At 68.4% G+C, this 26,046-nt stretch carries 28 protein-coding genes; 7 read left to right on the forward strand and 21 right to left on the reverse strand.

Annotated elements, in window-relative coordinates; translation table 11 throughout:
* Window positions 1-58: 58 nt before the first annotated feature.
* The 4 genes from G6N57_RS01140 to G6N57_RS01155 are packed head-to-tail and all read right to left on the reverse strand — an operon-like array spanning window position 59 to window position 4,414.
* Window positions 59-1,750 (reverse strand): bifunctional uroporphyrinogen-III C-methyltransferase/uroporphyrinogen-III synthase, encoded by a 1,692-nt coding sequence (locus G6N57_RS01140; protein ID WP_097925924.1) that lies wholly within the window; start codon window positions 1,748-1,750, stop codon window positions 59-61.
* The gene (hemC, locus tag G6N57_RS01145) at window positions 1,747-2,703 is read right to left on the reverse strand and encodes a hydroxymethylbilane synthase (protein ID WP_077742482.1); all 957 of its coding nucleotides are present in this window, start codon (window positions 2,701-2,703) and stop codon (window positions 1,747-1,749) included. The genes G6N57_RS01140 and hemC overlap by 4 nt, the downstream gene beginning before the upstream one ends.
* Before the next feature lie 3 nt (window positions 2,704-2,706).
* The gene (locus G6N57_RS01150) at window positions 2,707-4,065 is read right to left on the reverse strand and encodes a glutamyl-tRNA reductase (RefSeq protein WP_097925925.1); all 1,359 of its coding nucleotides are present in this window, start codon (window positions 4,063-4,065) and stop codon (window positions 2,707-2,709) included.
* 52 nt (window positions 4,066-4,117) lie between these two features.
* Window positions 4,118-4,414 carry a glutaredoxin family protein gene (locus tag G6N57_RS01155; RefSeq protein ID WP_097925926.1) on the reverse strand — a complete coding sequence of 99 codons (297 nt, stop codon included), beginning with the start codon at window positions 4,412-4,414 and terminating at the stop codon, window positions 4,118-4,120.
* A 38-nt stretch (window positions 4,415-4,452) separates the two neighbouring features.
* Here G6N57_RS01155 and G6N57_RS01160 point away from each other — a divergent pair, with 38 nt between their 5' ends.
* Together G6N57_RS01160 and G6N57_RS01165 are read left to right on the forward strand one after the other, a co-directional pair.
* On the forward strand, window positions 4,453-5,346 hold the full coding sequence (locus tag G6N57_RS01160) for an HAD family hydrolase (protein ID WP_097925927.1): 894 nt from the start codon (window positions 4,453-4,455) through the stop codon (window positions 5,344-5,346).
* 106 nt (window positions 5,347-5,452) lie between these two features.
* Entirely contained in the window at window positions 5,453-5,986 is a 534-nt protein-coding gene (locus G6N57_RS01165; protein WP_036442005.1) for an FAS1-like dehydratase domain-containing protein, read from the forward strand.
* 94 nt (window positions 5,987-6,080) lie between these two features.
* Here the strand turns inward: G6N57_RS01165 and G6N57_RS01170 are convergent, their stop codons facing one another.
* From G6N57_RS01170 to G6N57_RS01210, 9 genes are all read right to left on the reverse strand, one after another.
* Window positions 6,081-7,148, reverse strand: coding sequence for a lysophospholipid acyltransferase family protein (locus G6N57_RS01170; RefSeq protein WP_077742483.1), 1,068 nt, complete (start codon window positions 7,146-7,148; stop codon window positions 6,081-6,083).
* Window positions 7,149-7,183: 35 nt separating this feature from the next.
* Window positions 7,184-8,326 (reverse strand): SDR family oxidoreductase, encoded by a 1,143-nt coding sequence (locus G6N57_RS01175; protein ID WP_174814440.1) that lies wholly within the window; start codon window positions 8,324-8,326, stop codon window positions 7,184-7,186.
* Window positions 8,327-8,355: 29 nt separating this feature from the next.
* Window positions 8,356-8,457 (reverse strand): 30S ribosomal protein bS22, encoded by a 102-nt coding sequence (locus tag G6N57_RS01180; RefSeq protein ID WP_003402602.1) that lies wholly within the window; start codon window positions 8,455-8,457, stop codon window positions 8,356-8,358.
* A 117-nt stretch (window positions 8,458-8,574) separates the two neighbouring features.
* Window positions 8,575-8,802, reverse strand: coding sequence for a cell division/environmental response transcriptional regulator (locus G6N57_RS01185; protein ID WP_003882954.1), 228 nt, complete (start codon window positions 8,800-8,802; stop codon window positions 8,575-8,577).
* Between the two features lie 138 nt (window positions 8,803-8,940).
* Window positions 8,941-9,801 carry a pyrroline-5-carboxylate reductase gene (proC, locus tag G6N57_RS01190; protein ID WP_097925946.1) on the reverse strand — a complete coding sequence of 287 codons (861 nt, stop codon included), beginning with the start codon at window positions 9,799-9,801 and terminating at the stop codon, window positions 8,941-8,943.
* A gap of 77 nt (window positions 9,802-9,878) precedes the next feature.
* The gene (locus G6N57_RS01195) at window positions 9,879-10,691 is read right to left on the reverse strand and encodes a thioesterase family protein (protein ID WP_077742485.1); all 813 of its coding nucleotides are present in this window, start codon (window positions 10,689-10,691) and stop codon (window positions 9,879-9,881) included.
* Window positions 10,692-10,730: 39 nt separating this feature from the next.
* Window positions 10,731-11,576 (reverse strand): sugar phosphate isomerase/epimerase family protein, encoded by an 846-nt coding sequence (locus G6N57_RS01200; RefSeq protein WP_077742486.1) that lies wholly within the window; start codon window positions 11,574-11,576, stop codon window positions 10,731-10,733.
* Between the two features lie 22 nt (window positions 11,577-11,598).
* Window positions 11,599-12,765, reverse strand: a complete 1,167-nt coding sequence (locus tag G6N57_RS01205; protein WP_077742487.1) for an Rv0497 family membrane protein — start codon at window positions 12,763-12,765, stop codon at window positions 11,599-11,601.
* A 30-nt stretch (window positions 12,766-12,795) separates the two neighbouring features.
* Window positions 12,796-13,767, reverse strand: coding sequence for a Ppx/GppA family phosphatase (locus G6N57_RS01210; RefSeq protein WP_036442017.1), 972 nt, complete (start codon window positions 13,765-13,767; stop codon window positions 12,796-12,798).
* Between the two features lie 149 nt (window positions 13,768-13,916).
* Between G6N57_RS01210 and G6N57_RS01215 the strand changes: the two genes are divergently transcribed.
* A complete protein-coding gene (locus G6N57_RS01215; RefSeq protein ID WP_077742488.1) occupies window positions 13,917-14,702 on the forward strand; it encodes a DUF3109 family protein in 786 nt (261 codons plus the stop codon).
* A 4-nt stretch (window positions 14,703-14,706) separates the two neighbouring features.
* On the opposite strand, the gene regX is transcribed toward G6N57_RS01215, so the two are convergent.
* From regX to G6N57_RS01245, 6 genes are all read right to left on the reverse strand, one after another.
* Complete coding sequence (gene regX / locus G6N57_RS01220; RefSeq protein WP_036442021.1) at window positions 14,707-15,393, reverse strand: two-component sensory transduction protein RegX; 687 nt, start codon at window positions 15,391-15,393, stop codon at window positions 14,707-14,709.
* A gap of 8 nt (window positions 15,394-15,401) precedes the next feature.
* Window positions 15,402-16,589 (reverse strand): sensor histidine kinase, encoded by a 1,188-nt coding sequence (locus G6N57_RS01225; protein WP_077742489.1) that lies wholly within the window; start codon window positions 16,587-16,589, stop codon window positions 15,402-15,404.
* Window positions 16,590-16,732: 143 nt separating this feature from the next.
* Window positions 16,733-17,476, reverse strand: coding sequence for a phosphoglyceromutase (locus tag G6N57_RS01230; protein ID WP_077742490.1), 744 nt, complete (start codon window positions 17,474-17,476; stop codon window positions 16,733-16,735).
* Between the two features lie 23 nt (window positions 17,477-17,499).
* Window positions 17,500-18,000 carry a type III secretion system chaperone family protein gene (locus tag G6N57_RS01235; RefSeq protein WP_097925929.1) on the reverse strand — a complete coding sequence of 167 codons (501 nt, stop codon included), beginning with the start codon at window positions 17,998-18,000 and terminating at the stop codon, window positions 17,500-17,502.
* Entirely contained in the window at window positions 18,000-19,304 is a 1,305-nt protein-coding gene (mshA, locus tag G6N57_RS01240; protein WP_077742492.1) for a D-inositol-3-phosphate glycosyltransferase, read from the reverse strand. Before mshA ends, G6N57_RS01235 begins: the two co-directional genes overlap by 1 nt.
* A 10-nt stretch (window positions 19,305-19,314) precedes the next feature.
* Entirely contained in the window at window positions 19,315-20,655 is a 1,341-nt protein-coding gene (locus G6N57_RS01245) for an ROK family protein (RefSeq protein WP_077742493.1), read from the reverse strand.
* 190 nt (window positions 20,656-20,845) lie between these two features.
* On the opposite strand from G6N57_RS01245, the gene G6N57_RS01250 reads away from it, so the two are divergent.
* A complete protein-coding gene (locus tag G6N57_RS01250; RefSeq protein ID WP_077742494.1) occupies window positions 20,846-21,604 on the forward strand; it encodes an SDR family oxidoreductase in 759 nt (252 codons plus the stop codon).
* Window positions 21,605-21,730: 126 nt separating this feature from the next.
* On the opposite strand, the gene G6N57_RS01255 is transcribed toward G6N57_RS01250, so the two are convergent.
* The gene (locus G6N57_RS01255; protein ID WP_077742495.1) at window positions 21,731-23,059 is read right to left on the reverse strand and encodes a L,D-transpeptidase; all 1,329 of its coding nucleotides are present in this window, start codon (window positions 23,057-23,059) and stop codon (window positions 21,731-21,733) included.
* Window positions 23,060-23,065: 6 nt separating this feature from the next.
* Complete coding sequence (locus G6N57_RS01260) at window positions 23,066-24,169, reverse strand: UDP-N-acetylmuramate dehydrogenase (RefSeq protein WP_077742496.1); 1,104 nt, start codon at window positions 24,167-24,169, stop codon at window positions 23,066-23,068.
* A gap of 26 nt (window positions 24,170-24,195) precedes the next feature.
* Here G6N57_RS01260 and G6N57_RS01265 point away from each other — a divergent pair, with 26 nt between their 5' ends.
* Genes G6N57_RS01265 through G6N57_RS01275 form a run of 3 tightly spaced genes read left to right on the forward strand, consistent with a single transcriptional unit; the run spans window position 24,196 to window position 26,022 of the window.
* The gene (locus tag G6N57_RS01265; RefSeq protein ID WP_077742497.1) at window positions 24,196-24,702 is read left to right on the forward strand and encodes a DUF2505 domain-containing protein; all 507 of its coding nucleotides are present in this window, start codon (window positions 24,196-24,198) and stop codon (window positions 24,700-24,702) included.
* 23 nt (window positions 24,703-24,725) lie between these two features.
* A complete protein-coding gene (locus tag G6N57_RS01270; protein ID WP_174814441.1) occupies window positions 24,726-25,238 on the forward strand; it encodes a DUF2505 domain-containing protein in 513 nt (170 codons plus the stop codon).
* The gene (locus G6N57_RS01275) at window positions 25,213-26,022 is read left to right on the forward strand and encodes a class I SAM-dependent methyltransferase (protein WP_077742498.1); all 810 of its coding nucleotides are present in this window, start codon (window positions 25,213-25,215) and stop codon (window positions 26,020-26,022) included. The genes G6N57_RS01270 and G6N57_RS01275 overlap by 26 nt, the downstream gene beginning before the upstream one ends.
* The last annotated feature ends 24 nt before the right edge of the window (window positions 26,023-26,046 follow it).

The raw sequence follows: 26,046 nt of genomic DNA on the forward strand, positions 1-26,046 counted from the left end.
CCAGCAGGAAAAGTTCGAGTAAGGCCCTGCCGGAATGCTGTTTCGGCGAAACTTTCGCTTACCTGCGGCGGCTCTTCTTGCGCGGCGGGGGCAGCGCCCCCTCGGCACGGAGCCGGGCAGCGTGTTCGGCCAGCGCATCGACCAGCGGACCGACCGCGGCCGACTCGGGCTGCACGTCCACCCGCAGGCCGAATTCCGCTGCGGTTTCAGCGGTCTTGGGCCCGATGCAGGCCACGATGGTCCGGGCGTGCGGCTTGCCCGCGATACCGACCAGGTTGCGCACGGTCGAGCTCGAGGTGAAGCAGACCGCGTCGAACCCGCCGGTCTTGATCATCTCGCGGGTCTGCGCCGGCGGCGGAGCCGCACGCACGGTGCGATAGGCGGTGACATCCTCGATCTCCCAGCCGCGTTCGCGCAGGCCCTCGGCCAGCGTCTCGGTGGCGATGTCGGCACGCGGCAGCAGCACGCGGTTCACCGGATCGAAAACCTCGTCGAACGGCGGGAACTCGTCGAGCAGGCCGAGCGAGGACTGCTCCCCGGACGGCACCAGCTCGGGGTTGATGCCGAACGCCCGCACCTTGTCGGCGGTGGCCTGTCCGACGCACGCGATCTTCACGCCCGAGAACGCCCGAGCATCCAGGCCGAACTCGTTGAACTTCTCCCACACCGCACGCACGGCGTTGGTCGAGGTGAACACCACCCACTGGAACCGGCCGTCGACCAGACCCTTGACCGCGCGCTCCATCTGCGCGGGGCTGCGCGGCGGCTCGACGGCGATGGTCGGCACCTCGATCGGCAGCGCGCCGTGGCCCACGAGCTTCTCGCTCATCTCGCCGGCCTGATCCTTGGTACGCGGCACCAGCACGGTCCAGCCGTACAGGGCGCGGCTCTCCCACCAGTTCAGCTTGGCCCGGTTGGCCACCGTCTTGCCGATGGTGACGACCAGCGGCCCGGTCAACGGCCCGGCCAGCTCACTGCCGGCCGGCTTCTCCAGCGTGGCCTTGTCGATCAGGCCACCGAGGGTGGTCTCCACCGAGCGCTGCTGGCAGGTGGTGCCGCTCGCGGTGACCACGGCCGGGGTGCTGTCGACCAGCCCCTGCTCGATCAGGGTGCGTGCGGCGTCCGGCAGGTGCGACGCGGTCGCGTGCAGGATCAGCGGCCCGGGCGCGGCGGCCAGCGCCGCCCAGTCCACGTCACCGCGGACGTCGGCCACCGTGTGCGACGAACCCAGCGGCAGGCCCGCGTAGGTGGGCACCGCGCTGGTGGCGGGCAGGCCGGGAACGATCTCGAAGTTCACGTGGGACTTGGCCAGCGCGCCGATCTCGGTGATGACAGCGTCGACCGACAGCGGGTCACCGGCAACCAGGCGGACCACGTCATAGCCGTGGCGGGCCTCGGCGACCAGCGTCTTGGCCACCTCGGCGGGGTCGCCGAGAGCGGGGCGCACTTCAGGCCCGCCGGCGATGACGGCGGCCTGAGCCGCGTCAGAGTTGGCGGCGGCGTCGCCGTCGGATGCGGCACCGGCAGCAGCGTCGGCCTTGGCCGGGGCGGCCGGGGCCGGGCCGGAGGCCGGCGGCAGGTCGGTGCCGATCAGGGCCAACACGGCTGCTGGGACGTCGGGATCGGTGAACACCAACTCGGCGTGCGCCAGCACGGATTGCGCCCGTGCCGTCAGCAGCCCCGGATCTCCCGGGCCTGAGCCCACAAATGTGATGCGGCCGGGCTTCGCCTTGCGACCTCGCATGGTCATTCTTCACTCCCGCGCTCTACCAACAGCTCGCGTGCACCCAGCTCGAAAAGCTCCGCGGCCACCGAGACACCCAAGTCGGCGGCCCGATCGGGAGTTCCGATGCCGGACGCACGGATCACGTCGGATCCGTCCAGCGTCGCTACGCAGCCGCGCAACGACAGCTCCTCGAAGACATTGCCGTCCTCATCGATCGACTCGACCACTTCTGCGATCGCGCCTACCGGTGCGGAACAGCCCGCCTCCAGTTCGGCGAGCAGGATCCGTTCGGCGGTGACCGCGGCGCGCGTATCGGCGTCATCCAACTCCGACAGCACCGAAATCAGCTCGGTGTCGCCGGAGCGGCATTCCACCGCGAGCGCACCCTGAGCCGGAGCTGGCAACATCTGCACCGGCTCGAGCGACTCGGTGACCCGATCGAGCCGTCCGATACGGGCGAGACCCGCGCGGGCGACCACGATGGCGTCGAGATCACCGCTCGTAACCCTGTTCAACCTGGTATCTAGGTTGCCTCGTAGGGGGCGGATTTCCAAACCGAGACCCAGTGCTCTAAGCTGCGCGGCCCGTCGCGCACTCGACGTGCCGATAACGGACCCCGCCGGCAACTCACCGAGCACCAGCCCGTCACGCGCCACCAGCGCGTCACGAGGGTCCTCACGGGGCGGGACGGCGGCGATCACGAACCGGTCGTCGCGCGCGGTGGGCAAATCTTTGTACGAGTGCACGGCCATGTCCACGCGGCCGTCGTGGATCGCCTCCCGCAGCGCCGCGGTGAAGACCCCGACGCCGATCTCGGCGATGGGGCCCTGGTTGCGGTCACCTTCGGTCGAGATGATCACCAACTCGCAGGCGTGGCCCGCGGCCAACAAAGCGTCCCTGATGGTGCCGGCCTGCGTGGTCGCCAGCAGGCTACCCCGGGTGCCGATCCGGATTACCGTATCGCGCGTTTCTACCAAGCTCTACTCAGACTTATCGAGATCTGTTGTCATGAAGGGCAATTCGCTGGCCGCCACAGCTTCGACGGCTTGCGGATCGAGTTCGAACAGCTCACGCAGGGCCTCTGCGTAGCTGTCCCCGCCAGGCGCGCTGGCGAGTTGTTTCACCCGCACCGTGGGTGCGTGCAAAAGCTTGTCGACGACGCGGCGGACCGTTTTGGCCACCTCGTCGCGGTGCGTCGCGTCCAGCCCGGGCAGCCGGTTGTCCAGACGCAACAGCTCGGCCTCGACCACGTCGGCGGCGCGCTGCCGCAACGCGGTGACGGTCGGGGTGACCTCGGCCATCCGCTGGCCGGCCAGGTAGTTGGCAACCTCGGTGGCGACGATCGTGCGGGCCGCATCGGCGTCGGTGGCCGCGGCCCGCGCCGACGGCTCGCGCTGGATGCGATCCATGTCGACGACCCAGACCCCGGGCAGCCCCGCCACCGCCGGATCCACGTCGCGCGGCATACCGAGGTCGCAGATCACCAGCTGCCGATCGCCACCGGCGGCCGCGTTGCGCTGCGCCAGGGCATGGTGCACGTCGGCCAGGGACACCACCGGGCGCACCGCGCCCGTGCTGCTGACCACGACGTCGGCGTCGACCAGAGCCTCTTCCAGATGATCCAGGGAGAAGGCCTGCGCTTGAACGCCCTGCTCGGTGAGGTTCTCGGCGAGGCGCTCGGCCCGCGGCAGGGAGCGGTTCACCACGTGGACCCGCTCGATTCCGGCCCGCACCAGATGCGCGCCGGCCAGCGCGCCCATGGAGCCCGCGCCGATCACCGCCGCGGTGCGCCCGGCGATCCCGCCGTTGAGCTTGGTCTCGGCCATGCCGAGGGCGACCGAGACGACGGATGCGCCCGCGGCGTCGATCCCCGTCTCGGAATGCACCCGCTTGCCGACGTTGAGGGCCCGCTGGGCCAGCTCGTGCAGGGTGCGCCCGACGGTCTGGTGTTCCTCGGCCGACGCGTAGGCGCGACGCACCTGCCCCAGCACCTGGGCTTCGCCGATGACGGCCGAATCCAGACCGCTGGTCACCGCGAACAGGTGCTCGACGGCGGCCTCTGCGTAACGGACGTAGGCGTATTTGGTGAGGTCGTTGAGCGACATGCCGGAATGCTCGGAGAGCACCTGCCCGATGATCGACAGGCCGCCGTGGAAGGCCTCCACCACGGCGTATATCTCGACCCGGTTGCAGGTCGACAGGACCATGGCCTCGGTGACCAACGAGGACCTGAGCACCTCGTCGATGATCTTGGCCTGATCGGACTCGTCAGTGCTCAACTGCTCGAGAACAGACACCGGCGCGCTGCGGTGCGAAACCCCGAATAGCAGCACACTCACGGCTTCATCACCACGTCACCAAGGTAATCGTTTCCCGCCCGCCCACCAAATTTCACCTGGCGGTGAGGTCCGCCCGAAGCTGCTGCTCGTCGACGTCCCAGTAGCTGTGTTCGACCCCGTTCAGCAAAATCATCGGCAACAGGTCGCCGTACCGGGCCCGCAGGGAGGCGTCACCGGCCGCGACAGCCTCATCCACGTCCGTCGTCACCAGCTCGAAGTCCAGCTCCTCGCGCAACACGGCCAACTGCCGGGCCGCCCGCTCGCACATGCTGCACCCCGCCCTGGTCAGCAACGTCACAGTGTTCCCCCCGCCGGCCCGGCTGCCGCCACCTGCCTGCTCGCGCTCCACACCGCCAGTATCCCGGCGGCGTGACTTAGGGTGAAAACGTGCCCGAATCCGGTAGTGCCGATGCGCTCGAACAGGAGCTTGCCGCCGAGGCCAGCGCCGAACTCGCTGTCACCGAGCTCGAGTCCGACACCGACCCTGTCGGGACGCCGGCGCCGCCGCCGGATCTGACCGCCGCGGCGTTCTTCGACGTCGACAACACCCTGGTCCACGGATCCTCGCTGGTGCACTTCGCCCGCGGTCTGGCCGCGCGCAAGTACTTCACCTACCGCGACATCCTTGGCATCGTCTACGCCCAGGCCAAGTTCCAGTTCACCGGCAAGGAGAACAGCGACGACGTCGCCGAGGGCAAGCAGAAGGCCCTGTCCTTCATCGAGGGCCGCTCCACCGCCGAGCTGGTCGAACTGGGCGAGGAGATCTACGACGAGATCATCGCCGACAAGATCTGGCCGGGTACCCGGGCGCTGGCCCAGATGCACCTGGACGCCGGTCAGCAGGTGTGGCTGGTCACAGCGACCCCCTACGAGCTGGCCGCCACGATCGCCCGGCGCCTGGGCCTGACGGGCGCGCTGGGCACCGTCGCCGAGTCCGTCGACGGGGTGTTCACCGGCCGCCTGGTCGGCGACATCCTGCACGGCACCGGGAAAGCCCACGCGGTGCGGTCGCTGGCCATCCGGGAAGGCCTCAACCTGCGTCGGTGCACCGCCTACTCGGACAGCTTCAACGACGTGCCGATGCTGTCGCTGGTCGGGACCGCGGTGGCGATCAACCCCGACGCCGCGCTGCGCGACGTGGCCAGGGAGCGGGGCTGGGAGATCCGCGATTTCCGCACCGCCCGCAAGGCCGCCCGCATCGGTGTTCCGTCGGCCCTGGCGCTCGGCGCGCTGGGCGGCGCACTGGCCGCGGCCGCCTCCCGTCGCCACGACATTCGCTGAACGGGCCAGGTGCGCTGATAAGCTGCCGCGGCGGGCCGCGCCAACGGGCACCGCAGCCATGCACGCTTGTGCGCACGACGCACGCACACCGAACAGCGCAGGGAATATGAGCATCGCCGCAAACATCATCGGAACCCACTACCGGTACCCCGACTACTTCGAGGTCGGTCGGGAGAAGGTCCGCGAGTTCGCCCGCGCGGTCAAGGACGAGCACCCGGCGCTCTATGACGCCGAGGCCGCCAAGGAGTACGGCCACGACGCGGTGGTGGCGCCGGTGACCTTCCTGGCCGTGGCCGGCCGACGGGTCCAGCTGGAGCTGTTCGACAAGTTCGACATTCCGATCAACCTGGAGCGCGTGCTGCACCGCGACCAGAAGCTGATCTTCCACCGCCCGATCCTGGTCGGCGACAAGCTGTGGTTCGACTCGTACCTGGACTCGGTCATCGAGTCCCACGGCACCGTGATCGCCGAGGTCCGCGCCGAGGTCACCGATGACGACGGCAACCCGGTTGCCACGAGCATCGTCACCATGCTGGGTGAGGCCGCCATCGACGAGGCCGACGAGATCAGTTCACAGATCGCCGCCGCGCGCGACGCCGCGATCGCCAAGATGGTTGCTGGGCAAAAGTCCGGCGCCTGATTTTACTTTGCGCGAGCAGACATGAAACTGCCCACTTCCGCGTGGAAGTGGGCAGTTTTGTGTCTGGTCGCGCTGCCGACGTGACGCGAAAGGCTCAGCCGAAGAACATGTTTCGGCGGCCCGCCAGCAGCTGATAGAGCGTGTGCTGGATGGTCTCGCGGACCTGGTCGGTGAGCTCGAACGTGACCATCGGATCGTCGGCGGCGCTCTCGTCGTAATCGGCCGTCTCGATCGGCTCGCCGAACTGGATGTGCCACTTGGACGGCAGCGGCACCAGCCCGAGCGGGCCGGCCAACGGGAACAGCGGGGTCACCGGGAAGTACGGCAGCCCGAGCAACCGGGCCAGCAGCTTGACGTCGGCCATCATCGGGTAGATCTCCTCCGACCCGACGATCGAGCACGGCACGATGGGCGCCTGTGCGCGCAGAGCTGCGGAAACGAAACCGCCACGGCCGAACCGCTGCAGCTTGTAGCGGTCTTTGAAGTTCTTGCCCAGCCCCTTGAACCCCTCGGGGAACACAGCCGTGAGCTCACCGTTGGCGAGCAGCCGGTGCGCGTCGGTGGTGCAGGCCATGGTGTGCCCGGCCTTGCGCGCGGCCTGCCCGACCATCGGCAGATCGAACACCAGATCCGCGGCCAGCAGACGCAGGTCCCGGTTCCCGGGGTGGTGATCGTGCACGGCCACCTGAGTCATCAGCCCGTCGAAGGGCAGCACCCCGGCGTGGTTGGCCACCACGAGCGCCGCGCCGTCGGCGGGCAGGTTCTCGATGCCGGACACCTCGACCCGGAACCAGGACCGGAAAAATGTTCGCAGCAAAGGCAAGAAGATTGCGTTGGTGATGTGCGGGTCGAACCCGAACTCGTCCACCTGGTACGCACCGGTCATGCGGGTGCGGATGAATTCCGAGACCGCCGCAATGCCTTTGACGAGTTCGCTGGGGCCCGTGTCGGCCGCCGACTGACCCGAGGCACCGCTACGCCGCTGATCGATCTCCCGGACCACCGCGGCGATCTGCTCGGCAGAAGCCCGGCTTCCCGGGTCGGCCAGAACAGACGGATGCCTGCGGGCGCTGTCCGACCGGGCCGCAGCCCGGCGCGCAGCAGAGGAACGGCTCGAGTTCCCATGTAGCGGAATAACTTTCGCCTTGGATTCAGCCGCCACGTCGATACCTTCTCCCACCCCGGATAGAGCCAGCCCTAATATCCCAAACGCTGCGCCACCCCCATGGCGCGACTCTCCATTGAGCGTACCCATCGTGGATCGAGTATCGGAGTCAATCCACGACCGCGGACGTAATCGTCGAATGCTTCGGCGGTCGTCCACTTGGGACTGTAGCCCAGATCCCTGTGCATTCGCGTAGTGTCCATGACCCTGCCGTAGCTCAGGTAGTTCATCTGGTCCCGGTCGAGTTCGGTGTAACTCGTTGCGCGACTGAGGGAATTGATCGCCGACAGCGCCCCGCGCGGGACCGGAAGCCGGACACGTCCGGACCGCCGAATTGCTTGACTCATCATGATGATGCCCGCGGCGCCGACGTTGAAAGTGCCCGCCTTGCCTGCCATGGTCGCGCGCTCGAGGACGCCGAGGGCGTCCTGTTCGTGCAACAACTGCAGCCGGGCGTCGTGCCCGACCACCGACGGAACCACCGGCCCGGCCAGATACCGCGACAGGGCGGTATCCATCGCAGGCCCGATCATGTTGGCCAGCCGGAGGATGGTCAGGTCGATGTCCGGACGCCGCCGGGCCAGGCCACGCGCGTAGCCCTCGATGTCGATGCTGTCGCGGGCGAACCCGTCGCCCGGTGGACGCCTGGCGCTGCTCTCCTCGCTGAACATCACCGGATCACGGGAGCTCGAGCCGTACACCTCTGAGGTCGACTTGAGCACCACCCGACGGACCGACGGCGCCTTCTGGCAGGCGGCGAACAGTTGGATCGCGCCCATCACGTTGAGTTCCTTCAACGTGGCCCGGCCCCCGGACCGCGGTGCGTAGGACGCCGCCGCGGCATGCACGACGGTGTCCACGTTCCCGTTTCGGATCACCTTGGCGATAAACGGGTTGCGGATGTCGGCGCGGACGAACTCCGCCCGCCCCATCCGACGCATGAGGTCCTTGCTCGGCACCACCGCATCCACGGCGATGACATGCTCGATCGACGGGTTCTGCGCCAGCCTGGCGGTCAGATAACCACCGAGGAACCGGCACGCACCCGTGACCAGAACCACTTTCGGAGCGGGCGCCGCATCTCCCGACAGTCCTGTCTGCGATCCCGCTGAAGAATCCGCGCCAGACCCGGGGACTCCCGTCGGGCGTCCCCCCGAACGACCATCAGAATCCATCGGCTCAGCCTAGCGGCTGCAGCTGTTGGCTACTTGCCAAGTTTTCTGCGCTGCACCCGGGTACGGCGAAGCAGCTTGCGGTGCTTCTTCTTCGACATACGCTTACGCCGCTTCTTGATGACTGAGCCCATAAACCCTGGTGTCTCCGCTACTTACGCTGATGGTTGACCCGGTTACTTTACCCGGGCCGACCACCGAAACGGAAAACGGCAGCCTGCTCCGGCTGCTCGGCTCACCGCGGCGTGTGGCTAGCCGGCGTCGAAGTACGAAGACTCCAACAGATCGTGGACTGCCTTGGCGTGGACCCGGAACGATCGGCCCACTCGTACCGCAGGCAGTTCACCGTTGTGCACCAATCGGTACACCGTCATCTTCGAGACCCTCATCAGGCTCGCCACTTCGGCGACCGTCAGAAATTGAGCTCGAGGCTGACCGTCGCCAGCATCCCGCGCCGATGGCCCGTTCATAGACGTCATCGCAACCCAATCAATCAGGCACAGGCAGTTCCAGCGGCTTCCCCACCGCTGGCACCGACCCGCGCATACAAAGGGAGAATAGCGTGGCGGGTGGGGTTACTGCGACGGGTGTGGGCTAATCAGTTGGAATTAATCTAATTACTCAGATGTAATTCCGAGCTGCTCAGAGCGCGTTTTTGCGGCCTGAACGGCGTTGGAGACCGCGGCCCGCAGTCCCCCACGCTCAAGTTCCCGCAGCCCAGCGGCGGTGGTCCCGGCCGGCGAGGTCACCATCGCCCGCAATTGGGCCGGCGTGGTGTCCAGCGCGGCGCCTCCGGCCGCGTTCACCTCGTCGAGGCGTTCCAGCAGCATCGCCGCCGAGCCGGCCATCGTCTGCACCGCCAGATCGGTCGCCACCGCACGCGACAGGCCCGATTCCACGGCCGCATCGACCAGCGCCTCGACCATCAGGAAGAAATACGCCGGGCCTGAGCCGGAAACCGCGGTCACCGCGTCCAGCTGCGACTCGGCCACGGTGATCACACCGCCGACCGCGTCGAAGATCGACGAGACCTCCTTGAGCTGGTCCGCGGTGGCGAACCGGCCCGGGGCCAAGGCACTGACCCCGCCGCCGACCACGATCGGTGAGTTGGGCATCACCCTGATCACCGGCGATCCCGCCGGAAGCTTGTTCTCGTAGTACGACGTGGCCACACCCGCCGCGATGGAGACGAACACCTGCTCGGCAGTGTCGCTGTCGGCCCGTACCGCCGCATCGGCGATCTCGTCGATCACCTTCTCGACGTCGGCCGGTTTCACCGCGATGACCACGTAGGTGGCGCTTTCGGCGGCAGCCGCGACCGAGGTCACCTGCACCGAGTACTTCTCCGAAAGGAACTTGGCCCGGTCACCGAACTTCTCCGCGACCACCATGTCCTTGACTTGCCTGCCAGCCCGTAACAGCCCCGACAGCAGCGCCTCGCCCATGCTTCCGCCGCCGATTATCGCGATTCTCGACATGCGCGACAGCATTCCATGTCCGCCCGTGGGGGCGGCATTCACGCCTCCGGCTCAGGGCCGCACGATTCGCCTCCGGCTCAGGCCTTCGCGGGCACCATCGCCAACTGGCGCGTCTGCACGATGATCCGGCCCTCGCAGTCGACCACGATATGGTCCTCGTCGAACCAGTCCTGGCCGATCTGAACCGACGTGCACATCACCCGCAGCCACCCGTCGGCCGGCAGGGCCCGCAGATAGGCCGTCAGCTGGACCGTGGGCGCCCAACCGGTGCGTTCCACGGCAAAGGTGACCGGAGCCGACACATCGCCGCACAGGAGCGCGAACAGCACGTCGGGAGCGACCTCCTTCGGACGCACCCAGTACTCGAACACCGGTGGACCGCCATCCGTACGCGGGCCCATCGTGTGCAACGCCGGCCGGATGTCGCAGCCGTGCGCCAGGTGCACGACGTGCTCCATGGGATGCCCGGGCCCGATCGGCTCCAGCCCCGGCGGCGGTTCCGGCGTCATCAACGGCACCACCGGGTTGAACGACAACAGCGGCGGCACGTGATGCTCGGGTTCACCGAGGGTCACCGACACCGTCACCGCGGTCCGGTCTCCCTGCCGCAGCTCCACATCCACCAGGCCGATCCGGCGGCCCCGCTTGCGCACCGTGGTGACCACCTGCATCGGACCGGGATCCGGTGCCCACAGGAAGTTCCCGGACACCGCGAGCGGTTGCGCCGACGTGCCCAGCTCGGTGCGCGCGGCATTGGCACACAGCGCGAGCATCGCGCCGCCGTGCACCTTGGGCCCGATCGTCCAGTGCTCGTTGAGCTCACCGTGATAGACGCCGTCGCCGGCCGGCGTCAGCGCCATGGCATCGGTGAACAGGGTCGAGCCAGTCATGTGTGGTCCTTTGCAGAGGGGTGGGTCGGGTCGCGCGGGTCAGCGCAACAGGTGCTTGCGGGCGAATTGCAGCGACTCGGTGAGCAGCGCCTCGCGCTCGGCGGCGGACTTGGCCGCCGAGGTGGTGACCTCCAGGACCACGTGGCCGGAGAAATCGCTCGCCGCGAGCATCTGGCACACCTCGGCGGTGGGCTGGGTGCCGCGGCCCGGCACCAGATGCTCGTCGGTGGACGCGCCCTTGCCGTCGCACAGGTGCAGGTGCACCAGACCGTCGCCCATGCGCCGGGCCATGTCCAAGGCGTCGGTGCCCGCGGTCGCGGTGTGGCTCAGATCGAGCGTGTAATGCGCATGGTTGCCGTCCAGCGGGTCGTAGGACGGGGCGAACGCGGAAATCCCGGGTCCGGGCCCACCGCCGCGCTTGCGCATCCGCTCGATGGACGTGCCGCCCGCGCCGAAGAACCGATCAGCCCGGAACGGGAACATGTTCTCCACCGCCACCATGACCTCGCTGTCGGCCTCCAGCTGGGCCACCTGCTCGGTGAATCCCTCGGCGTAGCGGCGCTGCCAGCGAAACGGCGGATGCACGACGACGGTCTGCGCACCCAGCTGTTCGGCGGCGCGCACGCTGCGTTCCAACTTCGGGATCGGGTTGGCGCCCCACACCCGCTGCGAGATCAGCAGACAGGGGGCATGCACCGACAGCACCGGCACCCCGTAGCGAGCGGACAACGCGGCTACGGCTTCCACGGACTGGCTGACCGACTCGGCCCACACCATCAGCTCGACGCCGTCGTAGCCGAGGCGGGCGGCGTGCTCGAACGCGGCCTCAGTCCTCAGCGGATAGACCGAAGCGGTGGACAGGCCGATCTTGATGGCTGGGCGCACAACCCAATTGTCTACTGGAGTACTAACTCGCCTGCAGCAGCGCCAACGGTCCGAAGGTGACCAGCGCTCCCACCGCCACCGCCGTGAGCGTGCTGCCGATGTCCTCGGTCTTGCGAACCACCCGCACACCACCGGCGAGGCCGAGGATCACCAGCACGCCCAGCACGAGCGCGACGATGGTGTTCCACTTCCACAGCTGATCGAAGGCGATGAACAGACCGGCGCCGAAGGCCACCGCGACCACGCACTGACCGACGATCCACAGCGCGCGCACCAGCGGGGAGCTGGGCTCGGCTTCGTCGTCGAATTCGTCGTGCTCGTCGAAGGCGTCGGCTTCGCGGGTGCCCTCGGCCAGGTCGTCGTCGTGCTCGAGGTCGAGGTCGAGGTCGTCGACCCCGCCGCGGCCGCGCGAACGGCGGGGCCGGTCGTCGACATCGGACTCGCCGCCGAACAGCGACGCGTAGGAGGTGTCGCCGAACTCCTCGTCGTACTCGTCGAACGCGGCGCCGTCGGCATCCACGTCGCGGACGTCGTGAGCGTCGGCCTCGACCAGTTCGTCGGCAGGCTCGGCCGCGGCGTCCTCGTCGAGGTCGTAGAGCGGATCAGGGCTCATGCGCTCCGCGCCGGTGCCCGACGGCCGGTAGTCACGCGCCGGGGCCTTGTACGGCGCGCGGCGCGGCCGCGGCCGAAACTCGACGGGTTCCGGATCGGCGTCGCGCGCGGCCAGGTGCGCGTCGTAGTCGTCCTCGGCCGCGGTGCGCACCTCATCGGGTTCGGCCGGCCGGACCGGCGGCTTGACCCGGGGCGGCCGGGCGCCGCCGTTGCGGCTCCCGCTGCGGCCCCTCGGCTCATCACGGGGTTCGCGTTCACGAGGTTCGCGGGCCTGTGGTTGCTCACGCGGCGCACGGGGCTCATCCGCACGGGGCTCATCCAGGATCGGTGCCACGACGGCGGTGTCGACCAGTGGATCAGGGGCGGGCACCGACGCATCGCTCGGTTCGAACTCGATGTCGTCGGTGATGATCGGGATTTCGCCGGTGAGTTCGGCGACGGTCACCGCGTCGCTGTTGCCGCGACGGCGCCGACGGCGTCCGCCGACCGGCGGCGCACCGATCGTCCCGTTCTTCGCCAGCAACTCCGCTACCGAGATCGGTCGGGTGCCGGATGGGTTGTTCTCTGGTCCTGTCATACCTATGTTGCCTTTGGGGCTAGCTTTTCCTTAACGTCCGGCATCCCGCGCCGACGTCTCTACCAAGGCTGTGCCGTCGGCCTCGCTGTCGAGTTTCCGCAGAATCAACCCCTCCCGCAACGCCCAGGGGCAAATGTCGACGGAATCGATCTCCAGTGCTCGCATACTAGCCTCAGCTACCAATGCACCGGCCACGATCTGTGGTGCCCGCTCGGCACTCACCCCTTCCAGTTCGGCACGGTCAGCCGCTGTCATCCTAGAGATGAAAGCTATGAGCTGTCTTAATCCAGCCGCGGTGAGCGTCCGCTTCACCCGCGGGCCTGCACCCGAGGGGGCCGCCCCGGTGAGTCGGGCCAGCGACCGGAACGTCTTCGACGTCGCGACCGCCAGGTCCGGGTTTCCGGAGCGGCGCATGGTCGCACCGGCATCCGCGAGCTCGGTGGCCAGCCAGTCCCGCAGCATCGCGACGCGGCGCCGCCCAGGTGGGTCTTCGGCCAACCACTCCCTGGTCAGGCGGCCTGCGCCCAGCGGAAGCGACATCGCCACCTCGGGCTCTTCATCGACCCCGCTCGACAACTCGAGCGAGCCGCCGCCGATGTCGATGTTGATGATCCGACCAGCGCTCCAGCCGTACCAGCGGCGCACCGCGAGGAACGTCAGCCGGGACTCGTCGACGCCGCTGAGCACGCCGAGGGACACCCCGGTCTCGGCCCGCACCCTTGCCAGCACTTCCTCAGAGTTCGTGGCGTCGCGCACCGCCGAGGTGGCAAACGCCATCAATTCGGCGCATCCCGAGCTGGTGGCGATTTTGGCGAACTCGTCAACGGTGGCCACCAGGCTGTCGGCACCCTTACGGGTCAGCTTGCCCGAGTTGTCGATCGCCTCGGCCAGCCGCAGGGCCGCCTTCGTTGAGCTCATCGGGGTCGGGTGCCCGCCACGGCGCGCATCCACCACGAGGAGATGAACCGTGTTACTACCGACATCGAGCACGCCTAACCGCACTGCACCAACCTAACCGCAGCCGACCAGCACTTCGTGGCCGGACCTCCCGCAACCTTCGAGATGGGCGGCCCGGGGTTGTGGCGGGGGCCACCGCGCGTCGTACCGCGGTTGGGAAATGCGTTCCGCCATATGCGAGTACCGTTTGCGCCGTGACAGAGGTGCATCCCGGCGAAGTCGAGCTCGACTTTGCCCGCGAATGGGTGGAGTTCTATGACCCGGAGGACGCGACACATCTGATCGCGGCCGATATGACGTGGTTGCTGTCCCGCTGGACGTGTGTGTTCGGCACACCCGCCTGCAAGGGCACCGTCGAGGGGCGCCCCGACGACGGCTGCTGCTCCCATGGAGCGTTCCTTTCTGACGACGACGATCGGGCCCGGCTGGACGACGCGGTCAAACAACTGACCGACGAGGACTGGCAGTTCCGCGAGAAGGGCCTGGGCCGCAAGGGCTATCTGGAAGACGACGAGTACGACGGCAAGCCCAACCTGCGCACCCGTAAGTACAAGGGAGCGTGCATCTTCCTGAACCGGCCGGATTTTCCCGGCGGCATCGGATGTGCGCTGCACAGCAAGGCCCTCAAGTTGGGTGTCGAGCCGTTGACCATGAAGCCCGACGTCTGCTGGCAGCTGCCGATCCGGCGCAGCCAGGAGTGGATCACCCGGCCCGACGACACCCAGATCCTGCGGACCGTCATCACCGAGTACGACCGGCGCGGCTGGGGCGAGGGCGGTGCCGACCTGCACTGGTACTGCACCGGTGATCCCGCCGCCCATGTCGGCGCCCGCCCGGTGTTCGAGTCGTACGCACCCGAGCTCACCGCGGTGCTCGGCGAGAAGGCCTACGCCGAGTTGGCCGCGATGTGCCGGCGCCGCAGCGCCCTCGGGCTCGTCGCAGTTCACCCGGCGACCCGTGCCGCCGAGCACACCGAGTGAGAACTCAGCCCTCCAGCTTGTAACCGAGGCCTCGCACCGTGACGAGGTGCACGGGGTTGGCCGGGTCGGCCTCGATCTTGGAGCGCAGCCGTTTGACATGCACGTCAAGGGTTTTGGTGTCGCCCACGTAGTCGGCGCCCCACACGCGGTCGATGAGCTGGCCACGGGTCAACACTCGGCCACTGTTGCGCATCAGGTACTCCAGGAGGTCGAACTCCTTGAGCGGCAACGTGATCTGCTCCCCGTTGACGCTGACGACGTGCCGTTCGACGTCCATCCGTACCGGGCCGGCCTCGAGCACGCCGTCGCCGACCGCGCCGTCGTCGGTGTCGGCACCGCGGCGCAGCACCGCCCGGATCCGCGCGATCAGCTCGCGGGCCGAATACGGCTTGGTGACATAGTCATCGGCGCCCAGTTCGAGGCCGACGACCTTGTCGATCTCACTGTCGCGGGCGGTGACCATGATCACCGGCACGCTGGAACGGGCACGCAGTTGCTTACAGACGTCGGTACCGCTCATCCCCGGCAGCATCAGGTCCAGCAGGACGATGTCGGCGCCGGAGCGCTCGAACTCGGCCAGTGCGGAGGGACCATCGGCCACCACGGTGGCCTCGAAGCCTTCCTTGCGGAGCAGGAATGCCAGGGGATCGGCCAGCGACTCCTCGTCCTCAACGATCAACACGCTGGTCATCGGTCTCGCTAATCCTCTCGGTCGTCTGAGTCACTAGTCGACTCATCGGTTTCGGGATAGGCCGGAATCGACAACGTGAACGTCGACCCGGTGCCCGGCTGACTCCACAGCCGGATGGTTCCGTTGTGGTTCGCGGCCACGTGTTTGACGATCGCCAGGCCCAGCCCGGTGCCGCCGGTGGCGCGCGACCGGGCCTTGTCGACCCGGAAGAACCGCTCGAAGACCCGTTCCTGATCGGCCTTGGCGATTCCGATACCGCGGTCGGTGACCGCGATCTCGACACTTCCGCCGCGCCGGCGTCGGCTCACGGATACGCCGGAACCATTGGGCGAGTAAGCGATTGCGTTGGACACCAGATTGGCGACGGCGGTCACGAGCAGGGTCTGGTCACCCAGCACCCGGAAACCGGTCGGCGCATCGGTGGTGATGGAGATGTCGGCCTTGTCGGCGGCCACCTTGTGTCGCGACAGCGCTTCGGACACCACGGTGTCCACGTCGACGGCGCCCAGATCGGGCAGCCGCTCGGCACCCTGCAGCCGGGACAGTTCGATCAGCTCGCCGACCATGTCGGCCAGCCGGAGCGATTCGGCGACCATCTTGTCGGAGAAGCGGCGCACCATGTCCGGGTCGTCGGCGGAGGCCTGCAGCGCTTCGGCCAGCACGCGCATGGCACCCACCGGGGTCTTGAGCTCGTGGCTGACGTTGGCGACGAAATCCCGCCGGGTCGCTTCCATCCTGGCGTGCTCGGACTGGTCGTCGGCGTAGACGACGGCGAAGCGGCGGTCCTCCTCGGACAGCAGCCGCACCCAACCGCGCACCGAGATACCCGAGCGTCCGGGATGCGGCAGCTTGCGCGGCGAGAGGTCGACGTCGATGGGCTGGCCGGTGGCGAATACCTGCTCGGCTGCCCGCCAGGCCCGGTCGTCGAGAAGCCGGTCGCGCACGACGCCCAGTTCCGAGGCCCGGTCGTTGGCGTAGACCACGTCGTTGAAGGTGTCGACGACGACGATGCCGTTGGGCGACGCGGAGACGATGTGCTGCAGCATCTGCGACACCGTCAGACCGGCCTGCTCAGCCTCGAGACGTCGCCGCTTGGCCACGAGGCGGGGGGCGACTGCGGCGGCCACACCCGCACCGACGATCAGCGCGAGCAACGACACGACCACCGTCAGCAGTAACGCCGACACCAAGCTCACGCGAAAATCGTACGCACCCGGTGAACGTCATCCCAGCAGCGTGCGGCCAAAACGGGACATGTCACACCGTCAAATACAGGAGTTCGGCTCTCGTTAACCCTCGGTAACCTGCTGTTTGCCCGCAAGCCCGAGTGCTCAGCGAACTATTTCTTGGCGCCCTGCGCGGCGACTGCGGCGGCCCCGGCGGCAGCGGCCTCGGGATCGAGGTATTCACCCCCGGCGACCAGCGGCTTGAGGTTCTCGTCGAGTTCGTAGCGCAGCGGGATGCCGGTCGGGATGTTCAGGCCGACCACCTCCTCGTCGGACATTCCGTCGAGGTATTTGACCAGCGCACGCAGCGAGTTGCCGTGGGCGGCGATCAGCACGGTCTTGCCTGCCTTGAGGTCGGGCACGATCGTGGCCTCGTAGTACGGCACGAACCGCGTCACCACGTCCTTGAGGCATTCGGTCAGCGGCCCGCCGCCGATGTCGGCGTAGCGCGGGTCGGCGTCCTGGCTGAACTCGCTGCCCTTCTCGATGGGCGGCGGCGGGGTGTCGTAGCTGCGCCGCCACGCCATGAACTGCTCGTCGCCGTACTTCTCCTTGGTGGCGGCCTTGTCGAGGCCCTGCAGGGCGCCGTAGTGCCGTTCGTTGAGCCGCCAGTCGCGGTGCACGGGGATCCAGTGCCGGTCGGCGGCGTCCAGCGCGAGGTTCGCGGTGGTGATCGCGCGGCGCAGCAGCGACGTGTAGACCACGTCGGGCAGCACGTCGTTCTCCACCAGCAGCTTGCCGCCGCGCACGGCCTCGGTACGGCCCTTCTCGGTGAGGTCGACGTCGACCCATCCGGTGAACAGGTTCTTCTGGTTCCAGTCGCTCTCACCGTGGCGGAGCAGGATCAGCGTCGGCATGAAAAGGATCTTCTCACGACCGCTCAGTCGTCGATGAGGTGCTCGAACGCTTCGAGGTTCTTCAGCGACTCACCGCGGGAAACCCGCCACTCCCACTCTTTCTGGATCGATGAGCGGAACCCCAGCTCCAGCAAGGTGTTGAAGTCGGAGTCGACGGCTTCGAGCACCTGGCCGAGCACCCGGTCGATCTCATCGGCGGTGACCGAGTGCAGGGCCATCCGGCCGACGAGATAGATGTCGCCGACGTTGTCGAGGGTGTAGGCGACGCCGTAGAGCCTGCGGTTGCGCTTGAGCAGGAACCGGTAGACGCCTTCGAAGTTCTCGTCGGGCTTGCGGCACACGAACGCCTCGACCCGCACCGAGTGTTCGCCGATGCTCAGGATGGTGTTGGTCTTGAGCTTCCGTTCCCCGGGCAGCTCGACGACGATGCCGGGCAACCCGCCGTGGGCGCCCTCGTGCCGGTGGTAGACCAGCTCGTGCTCGTCGAGGGTGTCGGTGATGGTCTGTGCGACGTCGGCCGCCATTACGCCCGCACCCCCCGACGCAGCGCGAACCGCCGCCCGGGACGGCGGCCCGACGCCCTGCGGTGTCGCGAGCGATAGTCGCTCATCGCGTGGGCGTAGCTGTTCAGCAGGGCATCGACGGTGTGCCCCCACGAGAACTGTGCGGCGTGCGCGGCGGCGGCAACGCTCAGCGGACCGGGATCGCGCTGCAGCACGTCGTCGATCGCGGCGGCCCAATCGTCCACGTCGTGGCCTTCGACCAGGGCCCCGCTGACCCCGTCGGCCACCGCGACCGGCAGGCCGCCGACGGCGGCCGCGACCACGGGCGTCCCGCAGGCCTGGGCTTCGATGGCGACCAGGCCGAAGGATTCGGAGTAACTGGGCACGGCGACCAGATCGGCCGCGCGGTACACGTTGACCAGCTGTTCGCGAGATTGCGGCGGCAGGAATGTCACCCGGTCGGTGATACCCAGTTCGTCGGCCAGTCGAATCAGGGTGTCCGGTTCGGCCAGGCCGCTCCCGGACGGCCCGCCGGCGATCAGCACCCGGACCCCGGGCAGTTTGGCGGCGGCGCGCAACAGCACGTCGGGCGCCTTGAGCGGCTGGATCCGGCCCACGAACGCGACCACCTGTTCGCGGGGCGCGATCCCGAGCACCGCCCGCGCCGCGTCGCGATCCCCGGGCGTGAAGGCGTCCAGATCGACGCCAGGATGCACCACATCGATCCGGCCCGGATCGGCGTGATGCAGTGAAACCAGTTGTTGGGCTTCATGTTCGGTGTTGACGATGAGCCGGTCGGCCTCGTCGACCACCTGCTGCTCCCCCACCGCACGCAATGGCGGCTCAGGTGAGTCACCGGCAGCCAGGGCGGCGTTCTTCACCGCGGCCAGGGTGTGCGCGGTGTGCACCAGCGGCACCGCCCAGCGGTCCCGGGCCAGCCAGCCGACCTGACCCGACAGCCAGTAGTGCGAGTGCACGACGTCGTAATAGCCGGGCTCGTGGGTCGCCTCGGCGCGCAGCACCCCCGCGGTGAACGCGCACAGCTGGGTGGGGAGATCGTATTTGTCCAGGCCCTCGAACGGCCCGGCCACCACGTTGCGCACCAGCACACCCGGCGCCACCGGCACCACCGGGGCATCCGACGACGAGGTGGCCCTGGTGAAAACCTCCACCTCGACACCGCGTTTGGCCAGCTGCAATGCGGTCTGCAGCACGTACACGTTCATCCCGCCGGCGTCACCGGTACCCGGTTGCGCCAGCGGCGAAGTATGTACGGATAACACCGCAACGCGGCGCGGAATCTCGAGGTCCGTGGCTAGACGCACACAGACATGTCTACACCGCTGCGGATCGGCGGGTTTGAGCGCGCCGCATGGCACCGATCGGATCGGCGTACAGGCCGCCCAGCGAAACGATGCCGGCGCTGGCCTCCTGGACCCGGTTACCGAACGCCGTCAGCCGGATATCGCGAGGCCCCAGGACCGAACGACGCGCGACCGCGTCCTCCACGACCGGCATACCCTCGGGGTATTCGGTGAAGGCCTGACCGCCGAGCACCAGGTCATCGGGGTTGAGCAGATCACGCAGCAGCGCGACGGCCTCGCCGAGCACACGGGCCCGGTCCGCCAGCAGCTCGACCGCCTTGTCGTTGCCCTGCCGGGCCGCGCGCAGCACCGTCGCCAGCGTCGAGGACGGGCCCTCGGCCGGGATGATCCGCAGTTTGCGGGCGGCGTTGAGCACCGCCTCGTCACTCACGGTGGATTCCAATTGCCCTGAGCCACCCAGCAATTCGGACTGCGCAGGCAGACCGGCGATGGTTCCGGGACCGCTGGCCGGGGAGTGCACGCGGCCGTCGATGGACAGCGCGTACCCGACGGTCTCACGGGCGTACACGTAGAGGCTGGTGCGGGCCGGGGCGCCGACGGCCTCGGGCGAGGAACGCCGTCCGCCCAGCAGCAGTTCGGCACCGGCCATCGCGTCGACGTGGGAGGCCACCGACACCGGCAACCCGAGGGCTTCGGCGAGCACCGGCCCCACGGGGGCGTCGGCCCAGCCGAGCCGGGGGTGGTCGAGGTATCCGGTGGCGCTGTCGACGACTCCACCGGCGGCGATACCGACCCACAGCGGGCGACGGCGGTGCCAGCGGCTCAGGTAGCGACGGGCACTGGAGGCCAGCGTGGCCAGCGCGGCGGACTGGGGTCCCGACGGGGTCGGCGTCTCGACCACGTCCAGGGTGCGGCCGAGCAGGTCGGTGGCCACGATGCTGGTGGTACGCGCGCCGATGTGGACGCCGAGCGTGAGGTAGGGCTCGTGGTTGACCTCGACGGGCACACGGGGCCGACCGATGGCCCCGGAAACCGCGAGATCGGCACGCTCACGCAGGATTCCGGCGTCGAGCAGCGCGGTGACCTGACGGTTGACGGTGGCGATGCTGAGCTGGGTGAGCTGTGCGATGGCGTCGCGGGCGATGGGGCCGCGGGTGCGGACCGCGCTGAACACCGACGCCGCGGCCGCGTCGGGCACCTTCAGCGACGGGGCGACGATGTGCAGCAGCCGCGACTGCGGATAACGCGAGGCGGCGGCCAGCGTCCGGGACGGCCGCGCGGAAGCACCTGCGGAGGACACGGAAGCGGCGCGGGAGGAAGTCCGGCGGGGAGCGGCAATAGCGGTGGTCACGTGAATTGTCCTTACTGGTTGTCGGCTGGTGGGGAGAGACCACACCTGGCGACTCAGCAGGACGAACGAACGGTGTCCGGGTTCAGTCAGGCGCGGCGGGGTGCGCAACAACAACACGCACGCCGCGCGAAGCGGGACTGGAGGTTTCCGGACACAGAAAGAACTTAGCACGCCATCTAATGTTGGTCAGGTGACGACATCTCAGTCAGACAAGAGGGTGGCAGTGGTTACCGGCGCCAGCGCCGGAATCGGTGCCGCAACCGCCAAATCCCTTGCCGCCCTGGGCTTTCACGTGGTCTGCGTGGCCCGCCGGGCGGACCTGATCCAGGCCCTGGCCGAGGAGATCGACGGCACCGCGATTGTGGCGGACGTCACTGACCAGGCCGCCGTCGACGCCTTGGCGGCCCAGTTGGACCGGGTGGACGTGCTGGTGAACAACGCCGGCGGGGCCAGGGGGCTGGAGCCGGTGGCCGAGGCCGACATCGACCACTGGCGCTGGATGTGGGAGTCCAACGTGCTGGGCACCCTGCGGGTCACCCGGGCGCTGCTGCCCAAGCTCATCGACTCCGGCGACGGGCTGATCATCACGGTCACCTCGATCGCCGCCGTCGAGATCTATGACAACGGGGCGGGCTACACCTCGGCCAAGCACGCCCAGGGCGTCCTGCACCGCACCCTGCGCAGCGAATTGCTCGGAAAACCGGTGCGGCTCACCGAGGTTGCGCCCGGAATGGTGCAGACCGACTTCTCGCTGAACCGCTTCGACGGAGACGAGGAGCGAGCCGAGAAGGTCTACCAGGGGGTCACCCCGCTGGTGGCCGAGGACATCGCCGAGGTGATCGGTTTCGTCGCGTCACGCCCGTCCCACGTCGACCTCGACCTGATCGTGATCAGGCCGCGTGATCAGGTCAGCGGGGCCGCCGGGTCGCGCTTCAACCGTCAGGCGTGATGCGCCGAAGGCATCCCCCTCATCCGCGCCTCGCCGATTTCGACGTCACGGCCGCACTCCTTCAATTGTCACGACCCCTGTGTCGAAAACGGCGACCGACGGCCGGAAGGAGCGCCTGCGGAACGATCAGCCGCCCGGCGCGGGCTTCGGCGGAGTGGTGGTCGTGGGCGTGCCCGACAACGTGGGTGCGTCGGTCGGCGTCGCCGGAGCGCTGGCGGGCAGATTCGACGGCGAATCCTGCGAGGACAGCGCCGACATGGACTTCCACTCGCTCCAGTCCACCGCCCAGTCCCAGATGTCACCGTCGGCATAGGACAGGTCGATCCGGGTCCCGGTGACCTCGACGGGGTCGCCGTACATCGCGCTGTTGAAGTACTGCTGCGAGTTCTCCAGGTTGAGGTTGATGCAGCCGTTGGTGACGTTCGTATTGCCCTGCGAGTTGATGCTGTTCGGGTTGCAGTGGATGAACTCGCCGTTGTTGGAGATCCGCACCGCGAACCGCTCGTGCACGTTGGAGTAGCCGGCGGCAGGGTTGGTCATCCAGAAGTCCTCGTACTTCTCGGTGACCACGTGGATGCCGCTGCGGGTGACGTTGCGGTCCAGGTCGCCCTCGCCGTAGCTGCAGGGGAAGTCCATGATCACCGCGCCGGCCCCGTCGAGCACCTGGATGCGGTGGCTGGATGCCTCGGCCTTGACCACCTGGCGCCGCCCGATCTCGATGTCGAGCGTGGAGTCGGCCGCACCGTAGGCGCCTTCGCCGAAGCTGACGCCGTACAGCGGAGCCTTGACGCTGACCTTGGTTCCGGCCGGGTAGTACTCGCGGGTGCGGTAGTGCACGCGGGAGCCCCCGGCCTCGTCGGGCAGCCAGGCCCAGCTGCCCTCGACCGGCGGCGTGGTGGTGACCTGGAGGGCCTTTTCGATGGCCGCGCGGTACTTGTCGTCGATCGCGGCGTCGAACTGCAGGATGATCGGCGCGGCGACGCCGACGACCTGGCCGTCGGCGAGCTGGAACTGGCCGTTGACCTGTTTCTGCGGGGTGACGGTGGTGAACTTGCCCTGCACGGGTTGGGCCTTGCCGTCCTGGCCCACCACCGAACCGGCCCAGGTGTACGTGGATTCGTAGCCGAGGGGTTCGGTGACAGTGAACGCGGTGCGGTCGCTGTTGAATTTGCCCGCGACCACCTTGCCGTTGGCGTTGGTCAGGCTGACGCGCTGGAACGAGCCGTTCTCGACCTTCACGCCGACGGGCGCGGTGGGCAGCACATCCTCGGAGTCGGCGGCAGGCTCGTAGGTCACCGTGGGCGCCGCCGGCTCGTCCGCCTGGGGCGCGGAGATGGGTGATTCTCCCGAGCAGGCAGCCAGCAGTCCGGCTCCCATTCCGACGGTCAACACCGTCAGGGCACGCCGCCGATTGAACAACGGCGCATCGGCCTCTATATCACCGGCAGGGCTCACGTGGATCTAGGGTACTGATAGATCGCACCCAATCAGAATCGGCTCAGGGTGCAAAGTGATGCCGAAGCGGTCCCGGACGCCCGCTTGCACCGCTCTGGCCAGGGCAATCACGTCGGCACTGTTCGCCTCGCCACGATTGGTCAACGCCAGCGCATGCTTGGTGGAAAGCCGCGCGGGAGCGCCGTCACCCGGATAGCCCTTGGAGAATCCGGCGTGCTCGACGAGCCAGCCTGCGGCCAGCTTGACCCCGTCGGGTGCGGGGTAGTGCGGCACCGGTCCGGACTCCGCAGAACCCGCGGCGGCCAGGAAGGTGGCCTGCACGCGCTCGAACTCGGCCTGCGACACCACCGGGTTGGTGAAGAACGATCCGACACTCCAGGTGTCGTGGTCATGCTCGTCGAGCACCATGCCTTTGCCCGCGCGCAACTGCAGCACGGTCTGGCGAACCCGCTGCGGGTCGGCGCGCTCCCCCGGTTCGACGCCGAGCGCGTTGGCCAGCTCGCGGTAGCGCAACGGTGCGCTGCGACCCGTGTCGTCGAGGGCGAACTCGACCTCAAGCACGATCACGGCGTCGGAATGTTTGAGGATGCTGGTGCGGTACCCGAACTTGAGTTCTTCCGGTGCGGCCCAACGGACTTCATCGGTGCGGCGGTCGAGCAGGCGCACCCGGCTGATGGTGTCGGCGACCTCGGCCCCGTACGCACCGACGTTCTGCACCGGGGTGGCTCCGGCCGATCCGGGGATCCCGGACAGGCATTCGAGCCCGCCGAGCCCGTGCTCCAGTGCGGTGACGACGACGTCGTCGAACACCGCGCCGGCCTCGGCCCGCAGCAGGCTGCCGTCGACCGTGATGGCGGTGTTGGCCACGCGCACCACGGTGAGGTCGGGCATCGTGTCGGCCAGATCGTCGGCGAGCACCACGTTCGACCCGCCGGCCAGGACGAGTAACGGCTCGTCTCCTGCGCTCAGGGCGCGCAGCACGTCGATGAGCTGATCGGTGCTGGTGCAGGTGAGCACCCGCGGTGCCACCGGCCCGACCCGCAGGGTGGTCAGCGGGGCCAGCGCAACCGCCTCGGCAACTGCGACACCGGCAACATACGAACTGACCACGGGCCGTAACGGTAGCCTGACCAGCTATGCCGCGATCATTCGACATGGCCAGCGAGTACGGAGGCAGCGTCGAACAGGTCCATCGCGCATTCGCCGACGAACGGTATTGGCGGGCCCGGCTCGCCGATTCAGGGGCCGACGAAACCACGCTGGATGCGCTGAACGTGGCCGTTGACGGCGGCATCGAGGCGGTCACCACGCAGATCCTGCGCGCCGACCGCCTGCCCGGGCTGGTGTCGCAGTTTCACCGCGGCGATCTGAGAATCCGGCGTGAGGAGCACTGGCAGCCCATCCGGGATGGCTCCGCTCACGGCACGGTTCATGGCTCGATCTCCGGGGCACCGGTGTCGCTCTCCGGGTCCGCGACACTCACCGGCACCGATGCCGGGTCCCGTTTGTCGGTGCACATCACGGTCGAGGTGCGGGTGCCGCTGGTCGGCGGCAAGATCGAGAGTTTCATCGGCGCACAGCTGGTCGATCTACTCAAAGCCGAGCAGCGCTTCACCTCGGTGTGGATCGCCGATCACGCCTGAGGGCACCGGTACCGTCGTTATCCGTGAGCAGGCGCCTGGAGTACACGCTGGCCTTCGACGCCCCCGCCGAGGCGGTCTACGCCGTGTACGCGAGCGACGAGTACTGGCAGGCCCTCATGGACCGTTACGACGACCTCACGCCAGGGAAGTCCGACATCACCGAGTTCAGGTCGGACGCGCACGGGATCGAGGTCGAGTTCCGGCAGGTGCTGCCGCGCGCGGAGCTGCCCGCGATCCTGCGGCCGGTCATCCCGCTCGACATGGCCATCACCCGCAGGCAGTGTTTCGGCCCGTTCGAGGGACACGGCGCGAGCGGCCACTACGCGGCGTCGGTTGCCCACGTCCCGGGCCGGCTCGACGGCCGCTATGAGCTCAGCGGCGTGCCCACGGGTAGCCGGTTGCTGGTCGACAGCACGTGCAAGGTCTCGATGCCCCTGATCGGAGGCAAGCTCGAAGACATGGTCCTGCACACCGTCAACGACGTTTTCACCGTCGAGGAGGCGTTCACCGCTGACTGGATCGCCGAGCACGTCTAGACCCGTCGGCGCGGTCACCCGGGGCACCACCGGGTACAACCGGCTACGCCGCAGTGATCGCTGGCTGGTGCACTCACCGCGCGTGCGCAGCGTGCTGCGGGCCGCGGCCGACCCGCTGGTGGTCGACCTCGGGTACGGGGCGCTCCCCGTCACCACCCTGGAATTGGCGGCCCGGCTGCAGGCGGTGCGGACCGATGTCCGCGTTGTGGGTCTGGAGATCCATCCAGAGCGGGTGGCCACCGCGCGGGCGGTGGCGGGTGCCACCGACGTGCGGTTCGAGCTCGGCGGGTTCGAGTTGGCCGGGCTGCGCCCCGTGCTGGTGCGCGCGTTCAACGTGCTGCGGCAGTACCCGGTCGAGGCCGTGCCGGACGCCTGGGCCACGATGGCGCGCCGGCTCGCACCCGGTGGGCTGATCGTCGACGGAACCTGCGACGAGCTGGGCCGCCGGTGCTGCTGGGTGCTGCTGGACGAGGCCGGGCCGGTCAGCCTGACGCTGGCCTGCGACCCGTTCAGCATCGAGCGTCCCTCGGATCTGGCCGAGCGGCTGCCGAAGGTGCTGATCCATCACAACGTCGAGGGTCAGCCCATCCACACGCTGCTGGACGCCGCCGACCGGGCCTGGGCCAGTGCGGCCGGGCACGGCGTGTTCGGGCCGCGGGTGCGCTGGCGGGCCATGGTGGAACTGCTGCGCGCCGAGGGTTTTCCGGTCGCCGCACCGCGCCGCCGGCTACGGGACGGCGTGCTGACGGTGCCGTGGGCGACCGTGGCGCCAGCCACAACTTAGGCCGGTGGCGAGCCACGCATACAG

This window comes from Mycolicibacterium boenickei, from assembly GCF_010731295.1.
Lineage (GTDB): Bacteria > Actinomycetota > Actinomycetes > Mycobacteriales > Mycobacteriaceae > Mycobacterium > Mycobacterium boenickei.